Below are 25,784 nucleotides of genomic sequence, written 5' to 3'. Positions count from 1 at the left end.
ATGACCATGACCATGGAGCAGGCCGAGTGGTTTGCCGGTACGTTCGAAAAGCTGGTTGCCAACGTGGGGCAGGCGGTGCTGGGCAAGGAACACGTCATCCGGCTGACCTTCACTGCCATGCTGGCGGAGGGCCACGTCTTGTTCGAGGACGCGCCCGGAACGGGCAAGACCTCCCTGGCCCGGGCCCTCGCGGCCACCGTGCAGGGGTCCAACAACCGAATCCAGTTCACCCCTGACCTGCTTCCTTCCGACGTCACCGGCGTGACCATCTACGACCAGAAGACGCAGAAGTTCGAGTTCCACAAGGGCCCGATCTTCAACAACATCGTCCTGGCCGATGAAATCAACCGCGCATCGCCCAAGACCCAGTCCGCGCTGCTTGAGGTCATGGAGGAATCCAGGGTGACGGTAGACGGCGTCACCTATTCCGCGGGCCGGCCTTTCATGGTCATGGCAACCCAGAACCCGATCGAGCAGGCCGGTACCTACCGCCTCCCCGAAGCCCAGCTGGACCGGTTCCTGATCAAGACTTCCATCGGGTACCCGGACCACGCCTCTACGGTCCGGCTGCTGGGCGGCAACAACCTGAAGGACCGCTCCAAGGAACTGTCCGCCGTGATCACCACCCAGGCAGTGGCGGACATGGCGGACCTGGCCGCCACCGCGCACGTGGACACCGCGGTGCTGGAGTACATTTCGCGGCTGTGCGAGGAGACCCGCAGTGCTCCGGAGACCCGGCTGGGCGTGTCCGTGCGCGGTGCGCTGGCCATGGTCCGCGCCGCCAAGGTCTGGGCTGCCTCGCAGGGACGGAACTTCGTCCTGCCGGATGACATCAAGGAACTGGCGCCCGTGGTGTGGACGCACCGGTTCGTCATGGATCCCGAGGCTGAGTTCTCCGGCGCCACCGCCGAGGCCGTCCTGACCAGGATCCTGTCCGACGTCGCCGCCCCGCAGCAGCGCACCAACGCCTGACCGGCCCGGCGCGCAGCGAACGGCTGCACGCGGGCCTCCGTTCCTTTCCACCGCAACAACGAAGGCACACCCACATGTCCGACGGCACGTCCAGCGGCACCCCGTTGACCCGGCTCGCGGAGCGGATCCAGCTCCTTTTCCACCGGAACGGCCGCCCCACCCGCCTGCACCCGGCAGCAGTGTGGTCTGAAGCCAGCAACACGGTCCTCCTTGCCCTCACCCCGGCCTGGCGGACCATCCGGACCACCTGGCTGAAATACGTTTGGCCGGTGGTGTCCGTGGTCAGCATCCTGGGCTGGTCCGTCCTGGCAGCCTCCGTCCTGCTGTGGATCACCGGCCAGGCGTTCGGCTGGCAGGAAGCCACGGCAGCCGCCATCGCCGCCTTCGCCATGTTCGTGATCGCGGTGGCTTTTATCCTGGGCCAGTCCTCCTACGGCGTGGTCCTGGACCTTGCCCGGACCCGCGTGGCGGTGGGGGACAGCGCCGTCGGAAGCATCGCCGTCTCCAACACCTCCGCCCGGCCGTTGCTGCCCGCTGCCCTGGAACTTCCGGTGGGCAGCACCACCGCCGTGTTCCACCTGCCACGGATGAAGCCGGGCCAGGTCCACGAGGACCTCTTCACCATCCCCACCGCACGGCGCGCCGTCATCGTGGTGGGACCGGTCCGCTCCGTCCGGGCCGACCCGCTGCACCTCCTGCGCCGCCAGGTCCTCTGGACCGAGCCGGAGGACCTGTTCGTGCATCCGCGGACCGTAGCCCTGGCCGGTTCGGCGGCGGGCTTCATCCGCGACCTTGAGGGCATGCCCACCACGGACCTGTCCAGCGCCGACGTCTCCTTCCACGCCCTGCGCGACTACGTGCCCGGGGACGACCGCAGGCACATCCACTGGAAGACCACCGCCCGGACCGGCAAGCTGATGGTGCGCCAGTTCGAGGAGACCCGCCGCGCCCACCTGGCCATCTCGCTGTCCATCAACACAGAGGAATACGCCTCCGAGAACGAATTCGAGCTGGCCATCTCGGTGGCAGGGTCCATCGGCCGGCAGGCCATCCGCGAACAGCGCGAACTGGATGTCCTCACCCAGAAGGGGCCGCTGCGCTGTGAAACCGGCCGCAACCTGCTCGATGACATGACCCGGATCGTCGGCACCCCGATGCGCCGCACCGCCGTCGACCTTGCCCGGACCCTGGCGGACACCGTCCCCAACGCGTCCGTGGTGTTCTTCGTAGTGGGAAGCAACGTGACCGCCACCCAGCTCCGCTCCGCAGCGGCCTCCGTCCCGCCGGGAGTCCGCAGCCTGGCCGTCAGGGTGGAAGCCGGCGCAGCACCCACCCGGGCCAACATCGCGGACCTGACCGTCCTGACCCTCGGCGACTTGGCCGACCTTGCCATCGTGCTGAGAAAGGCCGCCGCATGAGCACCGCACCGGGCCAGTCCCCGAAAACCCGTACCCGCCGCAAAGCCCCAAGTCCGGAGTCGGCCTTCGCCCACGGCCGGCCGTGGCACTTCCTGCTCGACGCCGGGGCCCTGGTTGTCCTCCTGGGGCTGGGCCTGCTCGGCTTCGGGTTGAGCTTCGGCGGTGACCCGTATTACCTGCTGTCCGGATTCGGCGGCATTATCCTTGGCCTGGGCATTGGCGCCGCCAACGCCCACCTGCGCTTGGGCCTGTTGATCACCACGGCCCTGGCACTGGCCGCCTACCTGGTCTTCGGGACCTGGCTGGCGGTGCCGGACGCGGCCATCGCCGGCTTTGTCCCCTCCCTGGATTCCTTGCGGACCCTGCTCCTGGGCGTCGTCTTCGCTTGGAAGGACATGCTCACCGTCGGGGTGCCGGTGGGAACTGCCGGCGGCGTGCTCATCGTGCCCTTCCTCAGCTCGCTCATCACCGCACTGGTGGCCGCGCTCCTGACCTGGCGTGGGCGGAGCCCCTACCTGCCCCTGCTGCCTGTCCTGGTCCTGTTCGTTGCGGGCATCGCCTTCAGCACCAACGCGGCGTTCCTGACCCTGGAACGCGGAATCGGACTGACAGTCCTCGGCATAGCCTGGGCCACGTTCCGCCGGGACATCCTGCGGCAGGACAGCACCCGAAGGGTGGCCGTTAACACCCCGCAGGGCGACAGCGGCACGGCCCGGCGTGCCCGGATCCGGCGCCTGGGCATGGCGGCGGCAGTGATCGCCCTCAGCGTGGGCGTCACGGCCGTGGCCGCGCCCCTGGTCAACGCCGGCGAGGACCGGAAAGTCCTCCGCAACGTGGTGGTCCCGCCGTTCGACCCCAAGGACTATGTCACGCCGCTGGCCAGTTTCCGGACCTACGTCAAGGACAAGAAGGACGACACCCTCTTCGTCGTCAAGGGGCTGCCGCGGGACGGCCGGGTACGGCTGGGTGCCTTGGACGCCTTCAACGGGACCAACTACAACATGGACCCCAACGGTTCCGGCAACTTCAGCAAGGTCGGCGACGCCAAGTCCATCAACACCCTTGCCGATTCGGCCGGGGTAGTGCCCACCAAGGACTACTCGATCAGCATCAACATTGAGGATTACCAGGGCTTCTTCGTCCCCGGCGGGCGGAAGACCACAGGCATCAGCTTTGACCAGTCCGGCTCCACCGCGGCCGCAGGCCTCTACTTCAACCCCGGGACGGACACCGCCGTCACCACCAACGGCCTCACCCGCGGCGATTCGTACAGCGTGCAGGTTTCGGATCCCGTCAAACTTGAGCACGGCCAGCTGACGCAGTACGACTTCGCGAAAGTGTCGCTCCCGGATCCCCTGGAAGTTCCACCCGTCGTGGGCTCCCAGGCCAACGACCTCTCCGCGGACGCCCCCACGGCGATCGACCGGGTCCGCCAGATCGAGGCGCATTTCCAGAAGACCGGTGCCTTCAGCAACGGCCTGGTCAGCGAAGGACAGTTGCCCAGCGTCTCCGGCCATGGCTCGGCCCGGATCCGGAACCTGCTCACCGCCAAGCAGATGCTTGGCGACGATGAGCAGTACGCCGTGGCCATGTCCCTGATGCTCCGGCACCTGGGCATCCCGTCCCGGGTGGTGATGGGGTTCTATCCTGAGCCCACGAGCCCTGAAAACGGTGCCGGCGAAGTAAAGATCACCGGGAAGGACGTCCACGCCTGGGTGGAGGTTGCGTTCGAGCGCGTCGGCTGGGTCAGCTTCGACCCCACCCCGCCCAAAGACAACATCCCCATCCCGCCGGACCCGGAAAGCAAGTCCAAGCCCAAGCCGCAGGTGCTGCAGCCGCCGCCCCCGCCGCAGGAGCCCGCGGACCTGCCGCCGGACTCGTCGCCGGACGCCCTGGACGCTGACCAGAAGAAGGACAATCCGTGGTTGTTCTGGGGCGCACTCCTGGGTGCGTTGGGCGTCGTCGCGATCCCCGTGGTGATTATTGCCTTGCCGTTGTTGCTGATTGCCTTGTTGAAGACACGACGCCGGAAACAGCGTTTCCGCGACGGCCATCCGGCCCAGCGCGTCGGCGGAGGCTGGAGCGAAGTGGTCAGCCTGGCAACGGACATGGGTGCCGCCGTCGACGCGCGGTCGACGCGCCGGGAAAGCGCCGCGGTGCTGGCCGAGGCGTTCCCCGCCAGCCAAGGAACCACGAAACTCCTGGCCCGCCGGGCGGATGCCTCCATCTTCGGTGCCGGCCAGCCCACGGAAGAGGAAGTCAAGGAGTACTGGACCATCGTGGATGGCTCGCTCAAGGAGATGACCGCCACCGTGGGGTTCTGGCGCCGGCAACAGGCGCGGTTCTCGCCCCGTTCCCTGCTCAGCGACGCGCGCACCGCGATGAACTCGGGCAGCGGGCTTTCGCTGCGCCGCCTCCGGGCGGGACGGCCTGCGCTGGCGGCGCTGACCGCCGGCCGCCGGCGGGCAGGCGACGGCGGTACCGACACGCCCGGCACGCGCGCGGGTGATCCACAAGGCACCGGCACGCCGGAGGCCGGCCAGCCGGAAACCAACCAGCAAGGACCAAGCCAGCAGTGACCTCCGACGTCGACCGTTGCCCGCGCTGCCAGCAAACCGTCCGCGCGGGAGCCACCTTCTGCGCGGCCTGCGGTGCGCCGCTGCCCAACCGGGCGGCGCGCCGCACCCGCACCCAGGCGCCCGGCGTGCAGGATGACCAGGCCGGGGCCCGGGACGTGCAGGCCGCGCATGCGCCGGGGATTCCCGGTACTATCCCGGTAGTAAAAAGGCCTCCGGCACCACAGCCGGCGGCCATCGAATATCCGGGTACCGCTCCTGCGGGCACCGATCCGGGCAGTGCCGGCGGTTCCACCAGGGTAGGGGCCGCTCCAGGGGGAGGAACGGGAATGGCAGTAAACCTCGAGCTTGTTCCGGCTGCGGCGGGCAAGCGGCTGGGCGCTGCCGTCATCGACTGGCTGCCCGGCGTGGCAGTGCTGGTGGTGACGTTCGCCATCGGCTTCGCCGGGATCACCCGTACCCGCAGCGGAGGCTTCATTGTCTATGACACCTCGTCCCTGGTGCTGTTCGGCGGCATCGGCCTCGGACTGACCCTCGCCTACCTTTTTGTGGTGATGGGCCTTGAAGCCCGCAGCGGCAAGACCCCCGGCAACCTCCTGATGGGCATTCGCAGCGCGGACCAGGACGGTTACGCGCCCGGGGCCGGCGGCGTTTTCCTGCGGGGAGTGATCACCGGCGCGGGCATCCTGCTGTCCCTGCTGGCTGCCGTCCTGCTGGTGGTGTTCAAGTGGTTTGATGCCGCCCTGTTCATCCTCGGCCCGCTGCTCCTGGTGGGTGCCGTGTGGGCTGTGCTGGTGGTGGTTTCCAGCCAGTGGGACAAGAACGGCGGGCTGCGGGCCTGGAACGACACCGCCGCGAAGACCCTCATGTTCGACGTCAAGGCAGGCCGGGACCCCATCACCACCGGCGGCATCCAGGGCCCCTACAGCTTCGCGCCGCTGGACCTTCCGCCCGTGCAGCAGGTCCTGTCCCCGGTTGCCGGGGCCGCGACGGCCCACGCCACGGCCGCCCCGCAGCCCGCGCCGCGACTCCCGGCACCCCAGGCCCCCCAATTCGCTCCACCCCAAGCCCCGGCACCCCATGCAGCGCCCCAGGCTCCGGCACCGTCCGCCACGATGCCATCGCAGACCAGGCCCTACACCAGTCCTGCCTCCTTCGCGCCGGGGGCTCCGGCATCCACAACTGGCCACCGGGTACCCGGGCCGCACGTTGACGACGACGTCGAACGCACCCAGGTGCGCCCCGGCACCGGCGGGCCGGCTCCCATGGCCGTCCTGCGGGTCCGCCTGGACGACGGCCGCGACTTCCGGCTGGACCGCAGCGTCCTGGTGGGCCGCAACCCCGTAGGCCAGCCCGGGGAACAGCATGCCCAGCTGCTGGCCGTGGACGATCCCGGACGCTCCATCTCCAAAACCCACCTGCATCTGCTCACCGATGGTGCGGGGATCTGGGTGACGGACCGTCAATCGACCAACGGCAGCGCCGTGACCACCCCTGACGGCCTGCGCACCCCCCTCGCGCCGGGCGTCCCAACGTTTGTTACCCCCGGCTCCAGCGTGCATTTTGGAGACCGCACCTTTTACCTAGGACAGGCATGAACCAGCACCCCGCCAGTGTTTCCTCCACCATCCAGCCGGGGCCGGGCCCTAGCCTCACCTACGGCTACGGGACGGACAGGGGACTCCGCCGGGAGCTGAACGAGGATTCCTACATCGCCGCGGATCCCGTCTTCGCGGTGGCCGACGGCATGGGCGGCCACGAGGCCGGCGAGATCGCCAGCGGCCTGTGCGTCAGGGCCTTGGCCGGAATTCCGCAGCTCGCCACCGGGGAGCGGAGCATTACAGCGTCGGTCCTGCAGCAGTACCTGGTGCGGGCGGACAACTCGATCCGTGAGGCCGCAGGAGCCCGCGCGGGCACCACCCTCACCGGCGCGGTGGTGGTGGAACAGATGGGCATGCCGTACTGGCTGGTGCTGAACATCGGCGACTCCCGCACCTACCGGCTCAGCCACGGCCGGTTCGAGCAGATCAGTGTGGACCACTCAGAGGTCCAGGAACTCGTTGATGCGGGCGAGATCACCGCCCTGGAAGCCACCGTGCATCCCCGACGGCACGTGGTCACCCGGGCCCTGGGGACGGGGGATGAGACGGAGGCCGACTACTGGCTCCTGCCAATCGAGGAAGGAGACCGGGTCCTGGTCTGTTCCGACGGGCTGACCGGTGAGCTGGCGGACGAGGACATCCTTCGCATCCTCAGCACCGTGGCCCAACCTCAGGACGCCGTGGACGCCCTGATCCAGGCCGCCCTGCGCAGCGGCGGCAGGGACAACGTCACGGCCATCGTGGTGGACGCCAGGAACGTAACCAACGACGACGGCGCCGGCACCACCGCGCCACGCTACAGCCCGGCGGACCGGGACGAGCAGACGCTGCCGCGTCCGCTGGCCAACGGCGCCGTGACGCAGCCGTTGCCGGAGCAGGCGGAGGCCGGCTCGGACGGCGAGGGGGAGACCGACAATGACCGGCGCTAGCTACATCCCTGGTACCTGGCTTGGTGTCGTCCGGTCCGGCACCGCCGTCCTCTTGGGCCCCGAATCACCGGCCGAACTCGCTGGTGCCCTCTGGGAACTCCTGGCGGCCCGGCCCGAACCGCACGAGGTTTTGGCTGCCGTGACCAGCAGCTCGGGCGGGTCACTGGCCCGCATCCCAGCCTTCGGCATCCTGGACTTCAATGGACCGCTGAGGGTCTTCCTGCGCGGCAACCTCGACCTTCGCGTAGAGCAGCCCGGCGGAGCCGTGGACCTCGACGGCCGTGACGTCACCACCTGGAACGAGCGCCGGTTTGCCGTCCCCGCGATGTGCCGGCTGGATATCGCTGATGGCGGCCAGCGGGACCAGCCCGAGCTGCCGCTCGGTGAAGGGGTGGTGTTGCTGCAGGCACTGACGCTCGGCGTCCCGTCCGGCCCCACCGCCGTTGCAGCCCCCGCTGCCCGGGAATGGGCCGCAACCACGGAAAACCCCCATGCGGCAGATACCCGAGTCGACGTCCACGCCCCGGACCAGGCCGAAGACGCGGTTGTTGTCGAAAGCGCGGTTGCGGTTGACAGCCCGGTCGTTGTCGAAAGTGTCGTTGCGCTGGATTCCCACGGGACGGACGCGGATGCCGTCCCGGAAGCCCGCTCCACCGGTCCCGACTTTGCCGCGCCGGACGACCTGCCCGGCACCCTCCTTCCCGAGCACGGTGCATCTGCAGAGACGGTGCTGGCAGTGCTGGACGAAGACCAGGAGCGGCTCACGGCGGACAGCGGACTCGTCCCGGAAGCCGTGGGGGAAGCCGCCGATCCCGATGCCACGATTGCCCCCGGCGCCATCATCCTGCCTGACCCGGCGGACGCGTCCGGTACGCGGGACGCAGCTGGCACGGGAGACGCAGTTGAGCCAGAGGGCGATGTGCCGCCGGCCGGTGGTTCCGGAGCGGCCGACGCGGCTCCCGCGGTGGAAATGACCACGTCCTACGACCACCTGTGGGACCGTACGGTGATGCGGAATATCGAGGACGCGGCAGTCCGTGAGGACCCCGACGCCGACTCCGGCCTGGTCGCCGCCACCCCGCAGCCTGCGCTGCCGGCGGCCGAACAGCTCCCCGCCCTGGGCGCAGCCGACGACGCGTCCACGGCCGGGCAGCAGTCGCGTTCCGACGCCGTGCCGGGCGCGGGGGCGGACGGTTCAGCAGGCACGGACCCAGCCGCGGGCCCGAATCCGGCCCCTATCCCCGCCCCGGCTCCCGGGCCGGAAGCGCAGGCTCCCGCCGGCGTCCTCATCGATTCCGTACCGTGGCGCACGGGCGGAGAGGCGGCTGTTCCGTCGTCGGCCCCGTCCAGCCCACCCCTGGGGACACCGCCTGCCTTCACCCCGCCGGCTGGCCCTGAAGGTCCCGCGAACCCCGGCCCCGCGCCGGCCTTCCCGGCAAGCCAGGCGCCTGCCGCAGGAACTCAGGACCAGGCACCTGCCGCCGGATTCGATCCTGACCATGACGGCCAGACGGTCATGAAGAGCAGCCTCCCCGGCATGGCTCCGCATCCGGCGGCTCCGGGCCCCGGCCAGGACCCGGCCGATGGACCACTGGTGCTGGCCCGGGTCTGCGCGCATAGCCACGCCAACCCGCCTACCCGCGCCCTGTGCAGCGCCTGCGGGGGCAGCCTGCTGCCGGATGCCGTCCAGGTGGCGCGCCCCAGGCTGGGACGGGTGCGCCTGTCCACCGGCGACCTTCTGGACCTCGACCAGTCGATGGTCATCGGGCGGCAACCGTCGGTATCCCGCGTCCAGGGCGGTGTGATGCCGCGCCTCGTGCAGGTGGCGAGCCCGGGCGGTGACATCTCCAGGTCCCACGTCGAGGTCCGGCTCGAGGGCTGGCACGTCATGCTCTGCGACCTGAAGGCCACCAACGGCACCGTCCTGGTGCGTGAGGGCCAGCCGCCGCGCCGCCTGGCCCAGAACGAGATGGCCATCCTGCTCGACGGCGACATCGCGGAGCTGGGCGACAACATCTCACTGCGTTTTGAGGAGATTCCTTGAGTTCCAAACGGCCCGTAGCGCCGCCGCCCCGGATCCAGGGGTTCACATATATCAGCCTGCTCGGCTCGGGCGGGTTCTCCGACGTCTACCTGTACGAGCAGGACAGGCCGCGCCGGAAAGTCGCCGTGAAGGTGCTGCTCTCCGACTTGAAGACCGAGGGTGCCCGCCGGCGGTTCGAGTCCGAAGCCAACCTGATGGCCCAGCTGTCCTCGCACCCTTACATCGTCACCATTTTCGAAGCGGAAGTGACCGACGACGGGCATTCCTACCTGGCCATGGAGTACTGCTCCCGGCCCAGCCTGGACGTGCGCTACCGGCGGCAGCGCTTCAGCGTCGACGAGGTCCTGGCCGTCGGCATCCAGGTGGCGTCCGCCGTCGAAACCGCGCACCGTGCCGGCATCGCCCACCGCGACATCAAACCCGCCAACATCCTGGTGACGGACTACAACCGCCCGGCCCTGACCGACTTCGGCATTTCCGGAACCCTGGCAGGCGACACGGACGATGACTCGGGGATGTCCATTCCGTGGTCCCCGCCCGAGCAGTTCCGCGACGGCAGCGTTGACGGCGTCATGGTGGACGTGTGGGCCCTCGGCGCCACCCTGTACACCCTGTTGGCCGGCCGCTCGCCCTTCGTCATGCCCGGGGCGGACAACTCCCAACGCGAACTGATCAACAGGATCAGCAACATGGCCCTGCCGCGGCTTGGCCGGGCGGACGTGCCGGAATCCCTGGAACTGGCCCTGTCCACGGCCATGGCCAAGTCCGCGCAGTCCCGCTACAGTTCCGCGCACGCCTTCGCCCTGGCGCTGCAGCGCATCCAGGCCGAACTGAACCTCTCCGTCACGCCGTTCGAAGTGCTGGAGGAACCGCAGCAGGAGGAAAGCCACCTGGACGACGGGACCGAGGAAACCCGTGTCCGCAGCATCGCCGCCATCGATCCTGAACGGACCGGCAGTGCGCCCACATTCCCCGCGCGCACCCGCCCCAGCCAGGCCGGCGGCACTGACGCAACCGGTCCAAGGGGAGGTGCCGCCCCGCCGTCGCACTTCACTCCCGCCACGCCGGGCCTATGGCGGGCCGCCCCGTCCGTACCCCACCTGCCGGCCGGCCCGGCCGCGCCGGAAGCGGCCGACGGCGCCCGGACGGGGGAGTGGGCACAGTCCACCGTGCTGCGGGGCAGCGCCGCGGCACCACACTATGGCGCGCCCGTCACCGGTCCGGCAGGGAGCGGGGAGGATACGGCGTACGCCGCGGACGCAACGGTCCAGCGGGCGGTAAAGACGGCGGAGCCGCAGCCGGCTCCGGAACCAGACCACGGCAAACGCAACCTCTGGCTCGCCCTCGCCGGTGGAACCCTTCTGGCGCTTGCCGCGGTGGTGGGCATCGTGGTGGCGAACTCGGCCACCGGCACCCCCAAGGCCGTCGAAACCCAAAAGGTGAGCAAACCTCCCGCGGACGCCCTGGACAACGGCACCGTGCCCGACGTCGAAGGGCTCAAGGGCAACATCGGGGCCGACGGGGAAGCCACCTTCACCTGGACCAACCCGCAGCCCAAGGACGGGGACACCTACAAGTGGAAGGTGTACACCATCGGCGGCAACAGCGCGGAATTCACGTCCGTCGCGAACCCGCCCGTGAAGATCCGGCCCAATCCCGGCGGACAGACCTGCATCCAGGTGATGATCGTGCGCACCGACGGCGCATTTTCACCCATGGAGGAGGGCTCCATCGCCTGCATCGGCAAATGAGCGGCCTGCACGCACCAGCGGGGCGGCAGCTCCGCACCACCAGCACTGACGGTTACCGCAACACTTCTGCCTTGAGGAGGCACAGATCATGGGGGATCTAGCAATAGATTTCTGTGGCGAATGGTACGAGCCATCCGACGAGGACATCTTCAACATCGGCCGCGAAGGCGACCTTGAAGTGGACGACAACCCGTACCTGCACCGGCAGTTCCTGCAGGTCGCCCGCTACGACGGCATCTGGTGGCTCAGCAACGTGGGCAGCATGCTCTCCGCCACGGTGGCCGACGCCTCCGGCGGCATGCAGGCGTGGCTTTCCCCCGGCGCCCGGATCCCGCTGGTGTTCAGCCACACCAACATTATTTTCACGGCGGGCCCGACCACCTATGAGTTCGCCGTGCACCTGAAAACGCCGTCCTTCCGGCAGGAAGCCCGTGAGGACAGCAGCGGCGGCGACACGACGATCGGACCGGTGGTCTTCACCGATGCCCAGAAGGCCCTGATCGTGGCGCTCGCCGAGCCGGTCCTCCGGCGCGAAGGCACCGGCTTCAGCACCATTCCGTCCTCGGCCGCCGCGGCCAAGACGCTGGGTTGGGCGCTGACCCGCTTCAACCGGAAACTGGACAACGTTTGCGACAAGCTGGACCGGGTGGGCGTTGTGGGGCTGCGCGGGGGCGGCGGCAAACTGGCCACCAACCGCCGCGCCCGGCTGGTGGAGCACGCCGTCACCACCCACCTGGTAACACCCGATGACCTGTACCTGCTGGAAAAGATGAGGGGCGTGGACGAAGGATGAGGATCCGCCTGACACTCCGCCGCGAGCCCGCCGACGCCAAGGACCTGGCCGTCACGGTGGACGGCCTGGCCACCGTGGCCGACATCGCCACCGTGCTGTGGGCTGCTGATCCGGACCGGAAGGGAACGCCTCCGCCGGAGAACCTCTCGCTGCGCATCGACGAAGCCTTCGTGGGCGCAGGCATCAGCGGAAATGTCCTGGCCCGGCAGGACAACCTGCTCGAATCGGGCCTCCGCCCCGGCTCGGTGGTATCGCTGGCCCAGGTCAGCGAGCAGTTCCACGAGCCCGGTGCCGGCCGCGGACCGGCAGCGGCCACCTTGCGTGTCTTGTCAGGGCCCGACGTCGGCCGGGAATTTTCGCTGCCCACCGGCACCAGCTACATCGGCCGGGACCGGGACGTCGACATCCGCCTCACGGACCCCCTCACCTCCAAGCGGCATGCCCGGATCACCGTGGCGGAGGGCATCGAGATCGTGGACACGAACTCCGCCAACGGCCTGCTGATGGACGGACTTCCCGTCACACGCGCAACCCTGAACTCTTCCGACACGGTGACACTGGGGGACACCACAGTCACCGTGGTTCCGCTGGGCCACAACCATGCGGCAGCGCCGACGTCGCCCCTGGTCGACTTCAACCGTTCCCCGCGGGTGGTGCCCCGGTTCGAGGTGCCCAAGCGCGTCCTGCCTGCAGGTCCCAAACGGCCCGAAGACCACCCGTTCCCGTACATCATGCTGGTGGCGCCCCTGATGATGGGCGCCGTGATCTTCGCGGTCACGCAGAACGTTCTCTCCATGGTGTTCATGCTGATGATGCCGTTGTTCATCGTGGGCCATTACGTGGACCAGAAGATGCGGACCAGGAAACAGCAGAAGGAACAACTCAAGCAGTTCAGGGCGTCCATGGCGGCGTTCCGGCAGGACCTGACGGAACTGCAGCAGGTGGAACGGGCTGTCCGGCTGCAGGAAGCGCCGTCGGTCAGCGACACCGTGGACGCCATCTACAAGCTGGGGCCGCTGCTGTGGACCCACCGCCCGGAGCATTCCTCGTTCCTGGGCCTCCGGTTCGGGCTGGGCACGGCGCCGTCCCGCGTTCCGCTGGAGGAACCCTCCAGTAACGACACCGAAGTCCAGTACAGCCGCGAAATCCAGGATTGCATCAAGCAGTTCAGCCAGATCGAGGGCGTTCCCGTGGTCTCCCAGCTGCGGACCTCCGGTGCCCTGGGCATCGCCGGCGCCCGCGGCCTGGTGGACGATGTGGCCCGCGGTATGGTGTTGCAACTGGTGGGCCTGCATTCCCCGGCCGAGGTTGTCCTCACCGCCATCACGTCCGCCCAGTCGCGCGGACGCTGGGACTGGCTGCAATGGCTGCCGCACGTCGGCTCGGGCCACAGCCCGCTGGGCGGGGACCACCTCGCAGCCGGCTCGGCCGGCGGGTCCTCCCTGCTGGCCCGGCTTGAAGACCTGGTGGATGTCCGCGAAGCCGCGGCCAAGAGGTCCGGCCCGGAGCTGCGCCCGGGCATCGACCCCGCCAAGCACGACCTGGAAGAGCCCGTCCTGCCCGCGGTGCTGGTCATCGTGGAGGATGACGCGCCCGTTGACCGCGGCCGCCTGACCCGGCTGGCCGAGCGGGGACCCGATTCCGGCGTCCACGTCCTGTGGGTGGCCACCGACATCCAGGCGCTGCCGGCCGCGTGCCGCGACTTCATGGTGGTGGACGGCGACCACGGCACCACCACCGGACAGGTGCGCCTGGGCCGGCACACCTACCCCGTCAGCTGCGAGAGCGTTGACGCGGAGCTTGCGGCCCAGCTCGCCCGGATGCTGGCCCCTGTGGTGGATGTGGGCAAGCCGGTGAACGACGACTCCGACCTGCCGCGGGCCGTGTCCTATGCGACCCTGATCGGCAAGGATTTCCTGGACAACCCGCAGGCTGTGGCCGAGCGCTGGACCGAAAACAACTCCGTGCACGCCACCGCCGTGGCTAACCGCAAGGACAACGGCACCCTCCGCGCCCTTGTGGGTTCCAAGGGCATCGAACCGCTCTACCTCGACCTGAAGAATGAGGGCCCTCACGCCCTGGTGGGCGGCACCACCGGTGCAGGCAAATCCGAGTTCCTGCAGTCCTGGGTGATGGGCATGGCCGCCGCCTACAGCCCGGACCGGGTGAGCTTCCTGTTCGTCGACTACAAGGGCGGTGCCGCGTTCGCGGACTGCATCAACCTGCCGCACACGGTGGGACTGGTCACCGACCTTTCCCCGCACCTGGTGCGCCGTGCCCTTACGTCCCTGCGCGCCGAGCTGCACTACCGGGAACAGCTGCTGAACCGGAAGAAAGCCAAGGACCTGCTGGCCCTGCAGCGGGAAGCGGACCCGGACGCACCGCCCTACTTGATCATCATCGTGGACGAGTTCGCCGCCCTGGCCAACGAGGTTCCCGAGTTCGTGGACGGCGTGGTGGACGTGGCCGCCCGCGGCCGGTCCCTGGGCCTGCACCTCATCCTGGCCACCCAGCGGCCGGCCGGCGTCATCAAGGACAACCTCCGCGCCAACACCAACCTTCGCGTGGCCCTGCGCATGGCCGATGAGGAGGACGCCACGGACATCCTCGGCGTCCCGGACGCAGCCTATTTCGACCCCGCCATCCCCGGACGCGGCGCAGCCAAGACGGGCCCGGGCAGGATCCAGGGGTTCCAGACCGGCTACGCCGGCGGCTGGACCACCGACAAGCCGCAGCGGCCGCAGATCGACATCGTGGAGATGGCCTTCGGTTCCGGTCCCAGCTGGGAGGCGCCCGCGCCCGACAAGCCCGCCGCGCCGGAGCCCGCCGGCCCCAACGACATCGCACGGATGACGTCCACGATCATGCACGCGGCTGACTCGCTGGATATCAGGCCGCCGCGCAAGCCGTGGCTGGATGAGCTGGCCAAGACCTACGACTTCTCCAAGCTGCCCAACCCCCGCACGGACGAACAGCTGCTGCTGGGCGTTGCCGACGACCCCGTCCACCAGGACCAGCCCACCGTGTTCTACGAACCGGACCGGGACGGAAACATGGCCATTTACGGTACGGGCGGCTCCGGCAAGTCAGCCGCACTGCGGGGCATCGCGATCGCCGCTGCCGTGACTCCGCGCGGCGGACCGGTCCACGTCTACGGCATCGATTGCGGTTCCGCCGGATTGCGGATGCTCGAGGAGCTTCCGCACGTCGGCGAAATCATCAATGGCGACGACGTCGAACGCGTGGGGCGGCTGCTGCGGCTCCTGCGGGACATCGCCGAGCTGCGTTCAGCCCAGTTCGCCGAGGTACGGGCGTCCACCATCGTTGAATACCGGAAGTTGGCGAACAGGCCGGACGAGAAACGGATTTTCGTGCTGGTGGACGGCATGTCGGCGTTCCGCGAGGCGTACGAACACAGCAAGCTCTCCGGGCTCTGGGACATCTTCCTCCAGCTGGCCACCGACGGCCGCACCCTGGGCATCCACCTGGTGGTGACGGGCGACCGGCCCAACGCCGTGCCCGCCTCCCTGCTGGCCTCGATCCAGCGCAGGCTGGTCCTGCGCCTGTCCTCCGAGGACGACTACATCTCCCTGGACGTGCCGAGGGACGTCCTGACCGCCACCTCGCCACCGGGCCGCGGGCTCCTCGACGGGCTCGAAGTCCAGCTGGCAGTCCTGGGCGGCAACTCGAACCTTGCCCTGCAGGCCCGCGAAGTCCACAAGCTCAGCGAAGCCATGCAGCGCCAGGGCCTGGACACCGCTCCCGGAATCGAACGGCTCCCGGACCAGGTGGACCTGGACGTCCTGCCCGCCGGCAGCCCGGACCTGCCCGTCATCGGCGTGGACGACGAATCGTTGCAGCCGGCCGAGGTCATGGCACGCGGCCCGCTGCTGCTGGCAGGCCCGCCGGGCTCCGGGCGTACCGTTGCGCTGGTCACCCTGGCCTACGCGCTGCGCCGGTCCAACCCGGCCACCGAGCTGATCTACCTCGGCTCCCGCCGCTCCGCCGTCGCCTCGCTGCCCATCTGGAACCGTTCCGTGGTGGGACCGGACGACCTCGCCGAGGTGGTGGAGGACCTGGTGGAGCACTCCACCGGCAATCCCGGATCGGTGGCCATTTTCATCGAAGGCCTCACCGAGTTCACCGACACCATCGCGGAATCCGGCATTGCGCAGCTGGTCACGGCGTCGCTGAAGGCAGACCAGTGGGTGATCGGCGAGTCCGAGTCCTCCACCTGGTCCTCGGCCTGGCAGCTCGCCCAGCCCTTCAAATCCGGCCGCCGGGGGCTGCTGCTCAACCCGGGGGACATCGAAGGCGACAGCCTGCTCAACACCTCCCTGGGCCGGGTCAGCCCCGACTTCATTCCCGGCCGCGGCTACGTGGTGGGACGCGGCAAGGCACGGAAGATCCAGGTGGCATTGCCGCCAGAAAACCGGGACTGAACAGTCCGGAGATCTGCGGGGCTGTTGCAGCCGCGGATTTGCGGCCCCGCAGGGCGCTGTAGAAGACTACCGGGGACACCAGAAAGCCGCGGTGGGGGGACTGCGCGCAGCGAAAGGTAGCAATGGCCCCGTCCGCACCGGTTCTCCGCACTGTTTCGACGACGGCAACAGCAGCTGTCATGGCCCTGGCCTTCGGCATCTTCCCGGCCGGCCCGGCGGCCGCCGCCACCCCGCAGCCCTCACCCACCCAGGCCTCGGGGACCCAAACGACGACAGACTGCGGGCTGCTCTGCCTGCCCGTCCTTGCCAGCAGCCCGGACACCGGCCAAGCGGGGCGGCCGCGCAAATCCAAGGACCCCGTGCCGCCTCCCGCCCAGCCGGCGCCTCCCGCCGGAGAAGCGCCGGTCCAGCCGCCGCAGCCTGCCGGCCCCCCGGCCGCCACCGCGCCACCGGCCGACGCTTCGGCCCCGCCCGGAGACGCGGAGGCAGCCCCTGACGGCGCGGCAACCGCAACCCCATCGGCCGGCGCCGGGTATCGGCCGCCCACCGGTCCGTCCAGCGGGCAGGACTGGAACAGCCCGGTTACCCGATCCGCGGCGCCCACCCAGCTGGCAGCCGTTTCCCCCGCCCGGGGAGAGGGACCCGGCGGCCCGGCGCTCCTGCCCATCGCCTTGGGAACGGTGCTGTTGGCCATAGCGGCCGGCGCCTTCGCCTGGTGGAACCGCAACCGGCTCCGGTCGCACTGACGCCGGCTCCCCACTGTCCTGGCCCGCGCCGTGCCGCCCTGCCAAGGAAATCGTCGGAGGGGTAGGGCAAGATAGGTCTGTGAGTACAGGACCAGGAACCGCAGAACAGACCGCCACCCGGACCGCGGCCCCACACGAGCCCGAGGCCATCCCCACCGAAGCACTCCGCGAGGAATACGAAAACCTCGCGGACCTGGTGCGGAAGTACCGGTTCGCCTACTACCAGGAGGACGCGCCCCTGGTGTCGGACGCCGAGTTCGACACCCTCTTCCGCCGCCTGGAAGAGATCGAGGCACTGCACCCGGAACTGGTGGCCAACGACTCGCCCACCCAGGAAGTGGGCGGCGAAGTTTCCGCCGCGTTCGCCCCGGTGGAGCACCTGCAGCGGATGTACAGCCTGGAGGACGTCTTCTCGCTGGAGGAACTCGAAGCGTGGCTCAACCGGGCGGAGGCGAGTATCGCGAAGATCGGGGACGGCGGAACCACGGCCGCGTGGCTGACCGAACTCAAGATCGACGGCCTCGCCGTCAACCTCCTGTACCGGGACGGAAAACTGGTGCGCGCGGCCACCCGGGGCGACGGTACCACCGGCGAGGACATCACCCACAACCTGCTCACGATCAAGGAAATCCCGCAGGAACTGCACGGCAGCGGCTTTCCCGCCGAGATGGAAATCCGCGGCGAAGTCTTCATTCCCTCCAAGGCGTTCGCCGAATTCAACGAAGCCCTGATCGAAGCCGGCAAGGCCCCGCTGGCGAACCCCCGCAACGCCGCGGCGGGTTCGTTACGGCAGAAGGATCCTGCCGAAACAGCCAAGCGGCCCTTGAAGATGTTCGTGCACGGCATCGGCGCCCGCGAGGGGCTTGAAGCCCGCGGCCAGTCGGAAACCTACCGTCAGCTCAAGGACTGGGGCCTGCCCGTCAGCCCCTACTTCGAGGTGCTGGCGGCCCGCGACGACGTCCTGGGCTTCATCCAGCGGTACGGGGACCAGCGCCACAAGCTGCTCCACGAAATCGACGGCATCGTCATCAAAGTGGACGATTTCGCCACCCAGCGGGCCTTGGGCAACACCACCCGCGTTCCCCGCTGGGCCGTGGCCTACAAGTACCCTCCCGAAGAAGTCCACACCAAGCTGCTGGACATCCAGGTCAACGTGGGCCGCACGGGCCGCGTGACACCTTTCGGCGTAATGGAGCCGGTCAAGGTGGCCGGCTCCACCGTGGAGATGGCCACCCTGCACAACCAGGATGTGGTCAAGGCCAAGGGCGTCAAGATCGGCGACATCGTCATCCTGCGGAAGGCAGGGGACGTCATCCCCGAAATTGTTGGCCCGGTCCTGGCTCTCCGCGACCAGCAGGATCCGCCGGTCCGGGACTTCGTGATGCCCACCAGCTGCCCCTCTTGCGGAACCCCGCTGGCCCCCGCCAAGGAGGGCGACGTGGACGTCCGCTGCCCCAACTCCAAGTCCTGCCCGTCCCAGCTCCGCGAGCGGGTATTCCACGTGGCCGGCAGGGGGGCGTTCGATATTGAGGCCCTGGGCTGGGAAGCGGCCATCGCCCTGACCCAGCCGGCCGAACCTGAGGTGCCGCCGCTGACGTCCGAAGCGCGGCTGTTCGACCTCACGCCAGAGGACCTGGCTGAGGTGCGGATCCGCCGGGAAAAGAAAACCAAGGGCGTCCCCACCGGGGAGTTCGAGCTGGTGCCGTACTTTTACAGCAAGGGCACCGCAAAGTCGCCATCCAAGCCCACCGCCAACACCCGGAAACTCTTCACGGAACTGGAAAAGGCCAAGACGCAGCCCCTCTGGCGGGTCCTGGTGGCGCTGTCCATCCGGCACGTCGGCCCCCGGGCGTCACGGGCCCTGGCCCAGGCCTTCGGCACCATGGACCGCATCCGGGCAGCCAGCGAGGAGGAGCTCGCCCACGTGGACGGCGTGGGACCCACCATCGCCGCCGCGCTCAAGGAGTGGTTCGCCGAAGATTGGCACGTGGAGATCGTGGACCGATGGGCGGCCGCAGGCGTGCGCATGGAGGACGAACGGGACGAGTCCATGCCGCGTACCCTTGAAGGCCTCACCGTGGTGGTGACGGGCTCATTGCCGAACTTCAGCCGCGACGAAGCCAAGGAAGCCATCCTGCTGCGCGGCGGCAAGGCCGCGGGCTCCGTTTCCAAGAACACCAGCTACGTGGTGGCGGGAGAAAGCGCCGGGAGCAAGCTGGACAAGGCAGAGCAACTGGGGGTCCGGGTACTGGATGAGGACGGGTTCAGGCAATTGCTCGACGGCGGGCCGGCAGCCCTGGGCGACGCCGCACCCGACGGGACCACACCGGGCGCCGACGCCGCGGAGCAAGCCAGGGCGGACCAAGACAGCCCGGACCAAGGCAGCGCCGGCCAACACAGCGCTGCCCAAGACAGCGCCGGCGACAACACGCTCAACGACACCACTGCGGAGGAAATCGCATGACGTCCCCTTCCGAGCTGCTGGACGTTGCCCGGCGGGCCGCCGCGGCTGGCGCGCAGGTACTGTCCGGCCGTGACGGCAACGCCCTGGATCCCAGCAACAAGGGTGCCGCCGGGGACTGGGTCACTGCCTTCGACGTCGCTGCCGAGGACGCGGTGCGCGCCGTGATCGCCGCCGCCCGTCCCGGCGACATCGTCACCGGCGAGGAGCAGGGAACCACCCGGCCCGCCGAACCCACCGGGTACCGCTGGTCCATCGACCCCCTGGACGGCACCACCAACTTCATCCGCAACATCGTCTACTACGCCACCTCCGTGGCGGTGGCCGATGCCGACGGCGTCTGGCAGGCCGGCGTCGTCAACGCCCCGGCCCTGGGACGGGTGTACTACGCCGCGCGCGGCCATGGTGCCTGGCTGGAGGAACGGGGAACGCTCACCCGGCTCGAAGGGCCGGTGTCCGGCCGCACCGGACAGATCCTCGCCACCGGGTTCAGCTACGAGCCGGCCGTCCGCTCCGAGCAGGCGGCAGCGTTCGCCACCCTGATGGACGGCTTCGCCGACGTCCGGCGGCTCGGCTCCGCTGCCCTTGACCTGTGCATGGTGGCGGACGGAACCCACGACGCCTACGGCGAACGCGGCCTGAACGAGCACGATTTCTCGGCCGGTGCACTGATCGCCGAAGAAGCAGGCTGCTGGGTGCGCCGGCCGCGGCTGACCAGCCCGCTCGACGGAGGTCCCTCCGACGACGAACGACTGGACGCCTGGACCTGCGCGGCCGGGCTGGAACTGTCAGGGAAGTTTCCGCTCTAGGTGTACCGAGCCGGGCGTGCTTCCCGCCGGCTGGCCGGCTCGGCGCTGCGGGAACCAGTACCGGTACTGATAGTTCGATCACGGAAAGCCCCGTTTGGGCCCGCAGGGACCCCCACCGCCACTACCATTGATGGGTGCAGCCGCAGCTAACCATCCGTCCCGCCGTCGAAGCCGACTTCGGCGCCGTCGCCCGCATCACTGGCGACTCCTACCTCGCCGCAGGGTATTTCGACGACGCCGCCCACCCGTACATGGTCAAAGTCATGGACGTTGCGGCGCGTGCCGAACAAGCCACCATCTGGGTTGCCGAACGGGAGGGGACCGTCATCGGCTCGGTCACCCTTGCACTCGCCGGCGAACCCTACGCGGACATTGCCCTGCCGGACGAACTGGAATTCCGGATGCTGGTGGTGGACCCTGCCGTCCAGCGCAGCGGTGCCGGCCGCGCCATGGTGGAAGCCATCATCGGCTACGCCCGGACGCTGCCGGGCATCGGCGCGGTGGCGCTGACCACGGGGAAAGACTGGGAAAGCGCGCACGGCCTGTACCGCAGGACCGGCTTCCACCGGGTGCCCGAACGGGACTGGTTCGTTCCCGGAACCGACACAAAGCTGCTGGTTTACCGGCGCGACCTGTAGCGGCCCTACAGTGGTGGCGACCCATTCCAGCTTTGAAAGGCCCACCCATGCGTAAAACCTTCGGCTCCGGCTCCGTCTGGGAGCAGACGCTCGGCTATTCCCGCGCCGTCCAGGTGGACAACACCCTTTACATCTCCGCCACCGCTGCCAGCGGCGAAGACGGCATCGTGGGAGACGACTTCTACACGCAGACCCAGTACATCCTGCAGAAACTCGGCAAGGTCCTGGCCGACGCCGGCTTCGCTTACGAGGACGTGGTGCAGTCCAAGCTGTACCTGACGGACATCAGCAAATGGGAAGAGGCCGGCCGGGCACATGGCGAAGTCTTCGGCGAGATCCGCCCCACCCTGTCCCTGGTGCATGTGCTGCCGTTCCTGGACCCTAACATGCTCGTCGAGATCGAACTGGTCGCCCAGAAGAGCGCGTAATTTCCTACCGCCCTGGCAGGCCGTAGCGGTGTTCCGGCCTGCCCGTGGTGCCGTAGCGCAGCTGGATGTCCACCGCGCCGTCGTCGGCCAGCGACGACAGGTAGCGCTGTGCCGTGGCGCGGGAGACGCCCACCCGGGCGGCCACCTCGGCGGCGGAATACTGTTCGCCCGGAGCCAGTGAATCCAGCACCGCGGCTTCGGTTGCCGAGCGGGGTTTCGACGACGACGTGACGTCCCCCGGGATCAGCGACCGTTTTGCGCGCTCCACCGCCTCCTGGTCCAGGGCTCCGGCCTGGCCCAGGAGGCGCCGGTACCTGGCATAGGAGCGAAGCTGCTGGGACAGCGACTCAGCGGTGAAGGGCTTGAGCAAATACCCCAAAGCGCCTCGACGGAACGCCACCCGGACGGAGGCGGCATCGGAGGCGGCGCTGAGGATGATCGTGTCCACATCGAGCTGCTGCAGCAGGTCCAGGCCGGACGCATCGGGCAGGTAGACATCCAGCAGCACCACATCCGGGCGCAGGCTGTGGATGGCCTGCAGCGCGAGCGAGGCCGTGCCAACGGGGGCCAGGGCCAGGAACCCGGCCACCGAGTCCACGTAGGCTGCGTGCAGCTTGGCCACATGGAAGTCGTCGTCCACGATCAGGACCCGAAAATCATCAGCCATTGTTGTCCTTTCCGGCTGCCCCGGAGGTCTTCGCGGCAGGTTTTCCCGCCGTCGTATGCGGGAGGACCGCCATGAACACGGCGCCCGGGCCGCCGGCGGTGCCACGGTCCAACACTTTGACGTCGCCGCCCCGGCGGCGTGCCAGCTGCCGGGCCAAGGCCAGGCCGAAGCCCTGCCCGCCACCGGCACGGACCGGGCCGGCGGCGGTGGTAAAACCTTCGGCGAACACGCCTTCGCGATCGGTTCCCTCCGCCAGCCCGTCACCTGAATCTGCCACCACGATGTGCAGCGTCCCGCCGTCGTCGCCGGGCTCATCCAGCACCTCCAGCTCAACCCAGCGGTCGGTCGAGGACCCTGCCACGGCGGCATTGACGGCGTTGTCGATCAGGTTTCCCAGCACCGTGGTCACATCCTGGGCGTCTGTGACCTGGCCGCGGACCAGGGTTTCGGGCCCGATGCGGAGGGCGACGCCGCGCTCGTCCGCTTCCACGCCCTTGGCCCCCACAAACGCCTGCAGGTAGGGGTCCTGGAGCAGTTCGGCCTGGTCTACCGGGAACTTCAGCGGACCGGTGGCGGCCAGCCCGGCCAGGTAGTCACGCGCCTCCTGGTGCTGCCCGATGCCCAGGAAACCGGCCAAGGTATGCAACTGGTTGGCGAACTCGTGCCGCTGGGCGCGCAGCGCCGTGGACATGGTGCCCACGGCGTCCAGCTGCCGCGTGAGCTCCTGCAGCTCGGTACGGTCCCGGAGCATGATCACCCAGCCAAGGTCCTCGCGCCGGTGCAGCGCTTTGCGGGCATTTACCACCAGGACCCGGCCGCCCGCCACCAATTCCAGGGCATCCGGCCCTGTGGCATTACCCTCCGGCCCGGCGGAAGCCAACCGGGGAGCGGCGGCCACGGGGACGGGGCCGGTGAGGGACTTCAGCTGCGCAGGAACGGGGGCGTCCTCCCAGCGCGTCCCGGACAGGTCGGGCAATCCGAGCAGCCGCTGCGCTGCTGCGTTGAACACGCTGACCCGGCCGTCGGCACTGACGCCGATGACGCCGTCGTCCACGCCCTGCAGCACCGCCACCTGGTCGTGGACCAGCGTGCTGATCTCTTCCGGTTCCAGGCCCAGCGTGAGCCGCTGGAGGCGGCGGCGCAGCAGGAAAGATCCCAGCACCCCGGCCAGCAGGGCGCCGGCGGCGGTCAGGGCCACCGGGCCGATGTCGCGGCCCACGCTTTGGGCCACCGTTGCCATGGAGTAGCCCACGCTCACCTCACCCACCACTGTGGCGGTTCCGGGCGCGTAGACCGGGACTTTCGCTCCGGCGGAAGGGCCCAGTGTTCCTGTGTTCCGGGTGGTGATTTCCTGCCCGGACAACGCCTCGGACGGGTCCGTGCTCACCTTTTCGCCGAGCCGCAGCGGATCCGGGTGGGCCAGCCGGATACCGGTTTCGTCGGTGACCACCACGAACAGCGCCCCGGTCCTGGTCCGGGCGGCCTCTGCGGAGGCCTGCAGCGGGCCGGCAAGGAGCTCGGCCGGCGGGGGAGTGCCGGGCTGTTCGCTGATGGCCAGCACGTCTGCCCTGACCTCCGGATCGGATGCGACGGTCCGGGCCAGCGTCAGCGCCTGGTTCTCCGCATCGCTTCCCACCCGGTCGTACGTCAGCCAGGCATGCACCGTGGCGCTCAGGAGGACCACCAGGAGGACGACGGCCACCTGCAGCAAGAGTGTCTGGGTGGAAAAGCGCAGCGGCTGCCGGGGCGCGGGACGCTGCATTCATCCTCCTTGACGGGCGTGGCGTGACGGGTATGGCTCAACCGTATCGGCTGTCGCCGGGCGCCGAAACAGCGTGAGCACAATGAGCAAAATGCTCCCAATAAGCAGTATGCCAATCAATTGAGCCAAAGGCATCGCCGTGACGGACGCCACCCTACAGTCTGTAGCACGCGTCACACCGCTGTGCCGCTGTTCACAAGAAGGAGCCGGCTGTGCTGGTAATACTTGGATTCGCCATGATCGCGGTTTTCATGGTGCTGATCATGACGAAGAAGTTGACGCCAGTGCTGGCGTTGATCATTGTCCCCACCGTTTTTGGCCTCTTTGCCGGCGCCGGCCTGGGCATCGGCGACATGGTCATGGACTCCATGAAGTCCATGACCTCCACCGCGGCCCTGCTGATGTTCGCCATCATCTACTTCGGCCTGATGATCGACGTCGGGCTCTTTGACCCGCTGGTGAAGTTCATCCTCCGCAAGCTTGGCAACGACCCCGCCAAGGTGGTCCTGGGCACCGCCATCCTCGCGGCCGCCGTGTCGCTGGACGGCGACGGGTCCACCACCTTCATCCTCACCACCGCCGCCATGCTGCCGGTCTACCTGCGCCTGAAGATGAGCCCCGTCGTCCTCACCTGCGTGGCCGGCCTCGCCAACGGCACCATGAACATCCTGCCGTGGGGCGGCCCCACCGCCCGCGCCGCCACCGCCCTGAAGATTGACGTCAACGACGTCTTCGTCCCCATGATCCCGTCCCTGGTGGCCGGCCTGGTCGTGGTGTTCGCCTTCGCTTGGCTCCTGGGACTGCAGGAGCGCAACCGCCTCCGTGCCACCGCTCCGGAAATCTGGGGAACACCGTCTTCGGCAGAGCCCTTCACCGAGGAAGGGTTCGACGGCGGAACCACCGCCGGCGGTTCCCGCACCGGCGGCACGGCGTCCGGCGCCGGACGCAAGGGCGGCAACCCTGGCGGGGCAGCCCCCGCCGTCGGTGGCTCCACGGCGGGATCCTCCGTGGGCGTGCTGGAGCGCACCGACACCCTGCTTGAAGACAGCGGCGCCGGATTGACCGACACCGCCTTGGATCCGAACCGCAGCACCCTGCGTCCCAAGCTGTTCTGGTTCAACCTGGCCCTGACCGTTGCCGTCATGGTGGTCCTCGTGGCAAACGTCATCCCGCTGCCGTTCGTGTTCATGGTGGGCGCCGCGATCGCCCTGCTGGTCAACTTCCCCAAGGTCAAGGACCAGGGCGCCCAGCTGATTGCGCACGCACCGTCCATCGTGGCCGTGGTCAGCATGGTCATGGCCGCCGCCGTACTCACCGGCGTCCTCAAGGGCACCGGCATGGTCGAAGCGATGTCCGCCTGGCTGGTCCAGATCATCCCGTCCTCCATGGGCCCGTTCATGGCCGTCATCACCGGTGTGCTGAGCATCCCCATGACGTTCTTCATGAGCAACGACGCCTTCTACTTCGGTGTCCTGCCCGTCCTCAGCGAGACGGCCGCGCACTACGGAGTGGGCGCGGCTGACATGGCCCGGGCCTCCATCACCGGCCAGCCGTTCCACCTGCAGAGCCCGCTGGTTCCGGCGATCCTGCTGCTGGTTTCGCTGGCCAAGGTGGACCTGGGCGACCACCACAAGAAAGTCCTCTGGCGCACCGCCGTCATCTCCGTGGTCATGCTTGGTGTCGGGATGCTGACCGGAGCCATCGGAATCGGTTAGTCTGTAGCTGCCTGTGCTCCTGTCCCCGAGGC

General features: G+C 68.9%; 17 protein-coding genes. 15 read left to right on the top strand and 2 right to left on the bottom strand.

All coding sequences use genetic code 11. From position 1 onward, the window contains the following. The 14 genes from ACFVVC_RS13550 to ACFVVC_RS13485 all read left to right on the top strand — a co-directional run bounded on the left by ACFVVC_RS13550 (position 1) and on the right by ACFVVC_RS13485 (position 21,608). Positions 1 to 972, top strand: coding sequence for an AAA family ATPase (locus ACFVVC_RS13550; RefSeq protein WP_387453975.1), 972 nt, complete (start codon positions 1 to 3; stop codon positions 970 to 972). A gap of 74 nt (positions 973 to 1,046) precedes the next feature. Further along, a complete protein-coding gene (locus ACFVVC_RS13545) occupies positions 1,047 to 2,390 on the top strand; it encodes a DUF58 domain-containing protein (RefSeq protein ID WP_387453973.1) in 1,344 nt (447 codons plus the stop codon). Next, positions 2,387 to 4,969 carry a transglutaminase family protein gene (locus ACFVVC_RS13540; protein WP_387453971.1) on the top strand — a complete coding sequence of 861 codons (2,583 nt, stop codon included), beginning with the start codon at positions 2,387 to 2,389 and terminating at the stop codon, positions 4,967 to 4,969. Before ACFVVC_RS13545 ends, ACFVVC_RS13540 begins: the two co-directional genes overlap by 4 nt. Next, a complete protein-coding gene (locus ACFVVC_RS13535) occupies positions 4,966 to 6,564 on the top strand; it encodes an RDD family protein (protein ID WP_387453969.1) in 1,599 nt (532 codons plus the stop codon). Before ACFVVC_RS13540 ends, ACFVVC_RS13535 begins: the two co-directional genes overlap by 4 nt. After that, positions 6,561 to 7,496 (top strand): PP2C family protein-serine/threonine phosphatase, encoded by a 936-nt coding sequence (locus ACFVVC_RS13530; RefSeq protein WP_387453967.1) that lies wholly within the window; start codon positions 6,561 to 6,563, stop codon positions 7,494 to 7,496. The genes ACFVVC_RS13535 and ACFVVC_RS13530 overlap by 4 nt, the downstream gene beginning before the upstream one ends. Beyond that, entirely contained in the window at positions 7,483 to 9,540 is a 2,058-nt protein-coding gene (locus tag ACFVVC_RS13525) for an FHA domain-containing protein (RefSeq protein WP_387453964.1), read from the top strand. Before ACFVVC_RS13530 ends, ACFVVC_RS13525 begins: the two co-directional genes overlap by 14 nt. Next, positions 9,537 to 11,291 (top strand): serine/threonine-protein kinase, encoded by a 1,755-nt coding sequence (locus ACFVVC_RS13520; RefSeq protein ID WP_387453961.1) that lies wholly within the window; start codon positions 9,537 to 9,539, stop codon positions 11,289 to 11,291. The genes ACFVVC_RS13525 and ACFVVC_RS13520 overlap by 4 nt, the downstream gene beginning before the upstream one ends. A gap of 88 nt (positions 11,292 to 11,379) precedes the next feature. Then, on the top strand, positions 11,380 to 12,084 hold the full coding sequence (locus ACFVVC_RS13515) for a hypothetical protein (RefSeq protein ID WP_018763009.1): 705 nt from the start codon (positions 11,380 to 11,382) through the stop codon (positions 12,082 to 12,084). Then, positions 12,081 to 16,526, top strand: a complete 4,446-nt coding sequence (locus tag ACFVVC_RS13510; protein ID WP_387453957.1) for an FtsK/SpoIIIE domain-containing protein — start codon at positions 12,081 to 12,083, stop codon at positions 16,524 to 16,526. Before ACFVVC_RS13515 ends, ACFVVC_RS13510 begins: the two co-directional genes overlap by 4 nt. Positions 16,527 to 16,648: 122 nt before the next feature. Then, complete coding sequence (locus ACFVVC_RS13505; RefSeq protein WP_387453955.1) at positions 16,649 to 17,272, top strand: hypothetical protein; 624 nt, start codon at positions 16,649 to 16,651, stop codon at positions 17,270 to 17,272. A gap of 148 nt (positions 17,273 to 17,420) precedes the next feature. Then, complete coding sequence (gene ligA, locus ACFVVC_RS13500) at positions 17,421 to 19,736, top strand: NAD-dependent DNA ligase LigA (RefSeq protein WP_387454134.1); 2,316 nt, start codon at positions 17,421 to 17,423, stop codon at positions 19,734 to 19,736. Then, positions 19,733 to 20,542, top strand: a complete 810-nt coding sequence (locus ACFVVC_RS13495) for an inositol monophosphatase family protein (RefSeq protein WP_387453952.1) — start codon at positions 19,733 to 19,735, stop codon at positions 20,540 to 20,542. Before ligA ends, ACFVVC_RS13495 begins: the two co-directional genes overlap by 4 nt. 134 nt (positions 20,543 to 20,676) lie before the next feature. After that, positions 20,677 to 21,180, top strand: a complete 504-nt coding sequence (locus ACFVVC_RS13490; protein WP_387453949.1) for a GNAT family N-acetyltransferase — start codon at positions 20,677 to 20,679, stop codon at positions 21,178 to 21,180. Positions 21,181 to 21,227: 47 nt separating this feature from the next. Next, positions 21,228 to 21,608 carry a RidA family protein gene (locus ACFVVC_RS13485; protein ID WP_387453946.1) on the top strand — a complete coding sequence of 127 codons (381 nt, stop codon included), beginning with the start codon at positions 21,228 to 21,230 and terminating at the stop codon, positions 21,606 to 21,608. Between the two features lie 4 nt (positions 21,609 to 21,612). On the opposite strand, the gene ACFVVC_RS13480 is transcribed toward ACFVVC_RS13485, so the two are convergent. Both ACFVVC_RS13480 and ACFVVC_RS13475 read right to left on the bottom strand, forming a co-directional pair. Beyond that, on the bottom strand, positions 21,613 to 22,275 hold the full coding sequence (locus ACFVVC_RS13480) for a response regulator (protein WP_387453943.1): 663 nt from the start codon (positions 22,273 to 22,275) through the stop codon (positions 21,613 to 21,615). After that, entirely contained in the window at positions 22,268 to 24,037 is a 1,770-nt protein-coding gene (locus tag ACFVVC_RS13475; protein WP_387453940.1) for an ATP-binding protein, read from the bottom strand. The genes ACFVVC_RS13480 and ACFVVC_RS13475 overlap by 8 nt, the downstream gene beginning before the upstream one ends. A 212-nt stretch (positions 24,038 to 24,249) precedes the next feature. Here ACFVVC_RS13475 and ACFVVC_RS13470 point away from each other — a divergent pair, with 212 nt between their 5' ends. Next, positions 24,250 to 25,752, top strand: a complete 1,503-nt coding sequence (locus ACFVVC_RS13470; protein WP_387453937.1) for an SLC13 family permease — start codon at positions 24,250 to 24,252, stop codon at positions 25,750 to 25,752. Positions 25,753 to 25,784: the final 32 nt, after the last annotated feature.

The organism is Pseudarthrobacter sp. NPDC058196 (assembly GCF_042882685.1).
Classification (GTDB): domain Bacteria; phylum Actinomycetota; class Actinomycetes; order Actinomycetales; family Micrococcaceae; genus Arthrobacter.
This window is presented reverse-complemented; position numbering and strand designations above follow the sequence as displayed.

What these genes read in the sequence shown, in the direction of transcription:
- ACFVVC_RS13505 (WP_387453955.1), top strand. Translation starts at nt 16,649, where the DNA reads ATGGCCCCGTCCGCACCGGTTCTCCGCACTGTTTCGACGACGGCAACA.
- ACFVVC_RS13495 (WP_387453952.1), top strand. Translation starts at nt 19,733, where the DNA reads ATGACGTCCCCTTCCGAGCTGCTGGACGTTGCCCGGCGGGCCGCCGCG.
- ACFVVC_RS13480 (WP_387453943.1), bottom strand. Translation starts at nt 22,275, where the DNA reads ATGGCTGATGATTTTCGGGTCCTGATCGTGGACGACGACTTCCATGTG.
- ACFVVC_RS13540 (WP_387453971.1), top strand. Translation starts at nt 2,387, where the DNA reads ATGAGCACCGCACCGGGCCAGTCCCCGAAAACCCGTACCCGCCGCAAA.
- ACFVVC_RS13515 (WP_018763009.1), top strand. Translation starts at nt 11,380, where the DNA reads ATGGGGGATCTAGCAATAGATTTCTGTGGCGAATGGTACGAGCCATCC.
- ACFVVC_RS13475 (WP_387453940.1), bottom strand. Translation starts at nt 24,037, where the DNA reads ATGCAGCGTCCCGCGCCCCGGCAGCCGCTGCGCTTTTCCACCCAGACA.
- ACFVVC_RS13510 (WP_387453957.1), top strand. Translation starts at nt 12,081, where the DNA reads ATGAGGATCCGCCTGACACTCCGCCGCGAGCCCGCCGACGCCAAGGAC.
- ACFVVC_RS13525 (WP_387453964.1), top strand. Translation starts at nt 7,483, where the DNA reads ATGACCGGCGCTAGCTACATCCCTGGTACCTGGCTTGGTGTCGTCCGG.
- ACFVVC_RS13530 (WP_387453967.1), top strand. Translation starts at nt 6,561, where the DNA reads ATGAACCAGCACCCCGCCAGTGTTTCCTCCACCATCCAGCCGGGGCCG.
- ACFVVC_RS13550 (WP_387453975.1), top strand. Translation starts at nt 1, where the DNA reads ATGACCATGACCATGGAGCAGGCCGAGTGGTTTGCCGGTACGTTCGAA.
- ACFVVC_RS13485 (WP_387453946.1), top strand. Translation starts at nt 21,228, where the DNA reads ATGCGTAAAACCTTCGGCTCCGGCTCCGTCTGGGAGCAGACGCTCGGC.
- ACFVVC_RS13545 (WP_387453973.1), top strand. Translation starts at nt 1,047, where the DNA reads ATGTCCGACGGCACGTCCAGCGGCACCCCGTTGACCCGGCTCGCGGAG.